Origin of the sequence: Bradyrhizobium sp. (genome assembly GCF_019242285.1) — a bacterium.
Taxonomy (GTDB): Bacteria; Pseudomonadota; Alphaproteobacteria; order Rhizobiales; family Xanthobacteraceae; genus Bradyrhizobium.
This window is the reverse complement of record NZ_JAFAVV010000225.1, coordinates 1-3,786: the sequence shown is the minus strand read 5'-3', so window position 1 is coordinate 3,786 and position 3,786 is coordinate 1. Positions and strand designations below refer to the sequence as shown.

4 protein-coding genes are annotated in these 3,786 nt (G+C 66.5%); all 4 read right to left on the bottom strand.

The annotated features are described in order from the left end of the window. Nucleotides 1-1,836 (bottom strand): xanthine dehydrogenase family protein molybdopterin-binding subunit (locus JOY90_RS08815; protein WP_291690758.1); only part of this gene is annotated, 1,836 nt, incomplete at its 3' end. After that, nucleotides 1,836-2,318 (bottom strand): (2Fe-2S)-binding protein, encoded by a 483-nt coding sequence (locus tag JOY90_RS08810; RefSeq protein ID WP_291690757.1) that lies wholly within the window; start codon nucleotides 2,316-2,318, stop codon nucleotides 1,836-1,838. The genes JOY90_RS08810 and JOY90_RS08815, both read right to left, overlap by 1 nt. Nucleotides 2,319-2,325: 7 nt before the next feature. After that, nucleotides 2,326-3,195, bottom strand: a complete 870-nt coding sequence (locus JOY90_RS08805; protein ID WP_291690756.1) for a xanthine dehydrogenase family protein subunit M — start codon at nucleotides 3,193-3,195, stop codon at nucleotides 2,326-2,328. A 39-nt stretch (nucleotides 3,196-3,234) separates the two neighbouring features. Beyond that, a partial coding sequence (locus JOY90_RS08800; protein ID WP_291690755.1) for an ABC transporter ATP-binding protein occupies nucleotides 3,235-3,786 on the bottom strand: 552 nt, incomplete at its 5' end.

Below are 3,786 nucleotides of genomic sequence, written 5' to 3'. Positions count from 1 at the left end.
GCGGAAATAGCCGATCCGGCCGACCTCGGCCAGGCTGATGACGCTCAATCCGGTCTTTCTGTTAATCACCTGCCCGTTCGCGAGGCTCAATTCGTCGGCCGGTCTCTGCGTGATGGCGGAGGCGAGCGACAGGATATTCTTCTTAAGGATGGTGCTGGCGCGCAGCGCCGCCTCCCCGCCGACCGCGGTGCCACGTGAGGCCCAGGCCCCGCCGCCGTAGGTCGAGATCGCACTGTCGTTGCCGGCGACGCTGACGTCGTCGACCGGGATGCCGAGCGTGTCGGCGACGATCTGTGCCACGGCCGTCAGCGTGCCCTGACCCTGGTCAGTCAGACTGGTCAGGCAACGCACCGAGCCCGACGGCTCGAGCCGCAACGTGCAGCCGTCCTGGGTCGAAATCGCCGCACCGGAGGGGCCGTAATAGGGCGGGCCGTAGGCGGTCTGCTCGCAGAACGTGCCAATGCCGATGCCGCGATGGATGCCGCGCCCGCGCAGTTCGCGCTGCTCCCGGCGCAGCTTATCATAGTCCATCAGCGCCACGAGCCTCTCCAGGCATTCGTGGAACGACACGGTCTCGAGTCGCTGGCCACCTGGCGTCACGCAAGGTAGCGTGGATTTTGGCCGATAATTGCGACGTTTGAACTCGACCGTGTCGATGCCGAGCTCGTGCGCGGCAAGATCGGTGAGCAGTTCGCCGACGATGCAGGCAAACGGCATGCCGACGCCGCGATACATGCCGATCAAGTTCTTGTTGACGTAAACGCTGCGCGTGCGCGCCTTGTAGCTGTCGAATAAGTAAGGCGCGCCGGTCATCACCACGGCCATCATGCCTTCGGCGACGTTGAAGCGCATCGGCATGCCATAGGCGCCGACCGCCCCCATATCGTCAATCTCCATGGCGGTGATCTCGCCCGTTCTCTTGCAGCCGATGCGGCACTTGATGCGGTGATCGCGTGCCTGCGCGTCGGAAACGAACGACTCCAGACGATCGACGCAGAACTTCACGGGCCGCCCGAAAATCACGCTCGCTACCACCGTCGCGATCTCGTCGCAGTGAACGTTGAGCTTCAGGCCGAAGCCGCCGCCGACGTCGGGCGCGACCACGCGGACCTTGTGCTCGGGGATCCCGAGATGATTCGCGAAAATCTCCTGCATCTGGAATGGAGACTGATGGGCGTGGATGACGGTCAGCGAGCCGTCGCTCGGATTGAAATCGGCGATCAGCCCGCGCGGCTCGAGGGTCATCGCCATCTGGCGCTCGAACCGCAATTCCTCCTCGATCACCACGTCAGCCTCGGCGAAGGCCTTTGCCGGCTCGCCCTTCTCCAGGGTGAAATCGAACGCCACGTTGTCGGGCATTCCATGGTGGATCACGGGCGCCCCGGGCGCAATGGCCTGGAACTGATCGGCGACGACTGGCAGCGGCTGCCATTCGATCTCGACGAGTTCCGCGGCGTCCTCGGCCTCCGCTCGGCTGTCGGCGAGGACGATCGCCGCCGGCTGGCCCTGCCAGACTGCGCGCTCGGCGGCGAACAGCCGCTGCGGGGCGGACCGGTGACCCGGTCGGTGGAGCGCGACGCCGACAAACGGTTCGCAGCGCGGATTGATCTCCACCGCCGTCAGGACGCCGGCGACGCCCGGCGCCCGGCTCGCCTTCTGGACGTCGATGGAGACTAGCTTCGCGTGCGGATGCGGACTGCGCACGAAGTAGGCATGCAGCATGCGCGGTAGCCGGATGTCGTCGATGTAGCGGCCGTGGCCGGCGAGCAGGCGCTTGAGCTCGCGGCGCGGGATGCGCGCGCCGATCCCGGTGGTCGAGGCAGCCGGTGATGCCATCAGCGTGAGCCCTTCGCGAGCACGGCCTCGATCGCATCCACGATGGCGTGATAGCCGGTGCAGCGACACATGTTGCCGGAGATGTGCTCGCGGATCTCGCTACGCGACAGCTTCTCGCCGCCCTGAACCAGCTCATACGCGGTCAGCAACATGCCTGACGAGCAGAAGCCGCATTGCGCGGCGTTGCGCGCGATGAACTCCTGCTGCAACTCGGCGAGTCTGCCGTCGTCAGACAGACCTTCGATCGTCTCAACGGACTTGCCGGAGATTTGCGCGGTCAGCGTGAGGCAGCCACGCGCGGTGCGGCCGTCTATGAGCACCGTGCAGGCGCCGCAGATTCCATGCTCGCAGCCCAGATGCGTCCCTGTCAGCTCCAGCTCCTGGCGCAGGAAATCGGCGAGGTGCTGCCGCGCCTTGGCGCGTCGTTTCAGCGGCTTCCCGTTCAGGGTCGCGACAACCTCGACCTCTTCGTCGCCGATCATTTCGACATCACCCATGCGTCCTCTGCTCCACCATGGAGTTAAGCGCGCGGCGCGTGAGCACCGTCGCCATGTGCAGCTTGGTGGCGGCGCGAAGCCCGGGCGTGTCGTCGGGTTTGACGTCGTTTCGGATCGCGGCCGCGTAGGGCGACGCATCCTCAAGCGGCACCGCAGCGCCGGACAGCGCCGCCGATACCGAGGCCGCGATCCTGGCGCGGTCAACGCAGCCGAAATAGACGATGCGCGCGCTTTCGATCGCACCGCCTCGCACGATGGCCAGCGCGGCTACGCCGGCGAGGGCGAAATCGCCATGGCGGCGCGACAGCTCGGCGAAGCCGGTGAACGTACCAGTCGGCACCTCCGGGAATTTCACCTCGACGATCAGCTCGCCCGGTCGCAAGTCGGTCTCAAACAGGCCCTTGAAGAAATCCTCCGCCTTCACCTGGCGCTCGCCCTTGGCGCTGCCCAGCACCAGCGTGGCGCCGAGCGTGACCGCACAGGCCGGCAGTTCCGCCGCCGGGTCGGCATAGGCAAGGCTGCCGCCAATGGTGCCGCGGTTGCGGATCGCAATGTGTCCGATATGCGGCGCCGCCTTTGCCAGCAGCGGCAGGTGCGCGCGGACGATCGCGGACGAGAGAAGATCGCGGTGGCGCGTGAGCGCGCCGAGCCGGACCATGCCGTCGGCGTAGGATTGACCGGTCAGCTCTGCCAGGTTGCCGATGTCGACGAGAACCTTGGGCGACGACAGCCGCATGTTGAGACCGGCGAGCAGGCTCTGGCCGCCGGCGATGGGCACGGCTTCGCCGTCGGCCTCCGCTAGCATGCGATAAGCTTCCGGCAGCGAGGCCGGCCGAACATAGCGGAAGTTGCGCGCCTTCATGCCATGCGCTCGTCCATGCCGAACGGGGATTGCGACATCCTATTGCAGCTCGGCCTTAGACAATCCCATGTAGGCTTCGCAGATCGCGGGGTCGCTGGCGAGGCCCATGGCGGGGCCTGATTTCGTCACGCGGCCATGATCGATCACGTAGGCGCGGTTCGCAAGCTCCAGTGCGTTCATAACGTCCTGCTCGACCAGCAGGATGGCGACGCCGGTGGCGTTGACCTTGCGCAGCGTCTCGGAGAGAAGTTCGGCCGCACGCGGCGCCAGCCCGAGCGACAGCTCGTCGATCAGCAGCACGCGCGGCGCCGCCATCAGGCCGCGACCGATCGCGCACATCTGCTGCTCGCCGCCGGACAGCGTGCCGGCATCCTGGCGCTGCCGCGTGGCGAGAATGGGAAACATCGCGTAGACGCGATCGAGGTCGGTGGCGATGGCGTGCTTGTCGGTGCGCAGATAAGCGCCCATCAGCAGATTGTCGCGGACGCTCATCGCCGAGAACAGGCGGCGGCCTTCCGGCACATGGGCGATGCCGGCGTTGACGAAGCCGGCCGGCGGCGCGTTCTGCATGGTCTTGCCATCGATGACGAT

Excerpts from the sequence above, each read along its gene's own strand:
- JOY90_RS08810 (WP_291690757.1), bottom strand. The coding sequence starts at position 2,318 with ATGATCGGCGACGAAGAGGTCGAGGTTGTCGCGACCCTGAACGGGAAG.
- JOY90_RS08805 (WP_291690756.1), bottom strand. The coding sequence starts at position 3,195 with ATGAAGGCGCGCAACTTCCGCTATGTTCGGCCGGCCTCGCTGCCGGAA.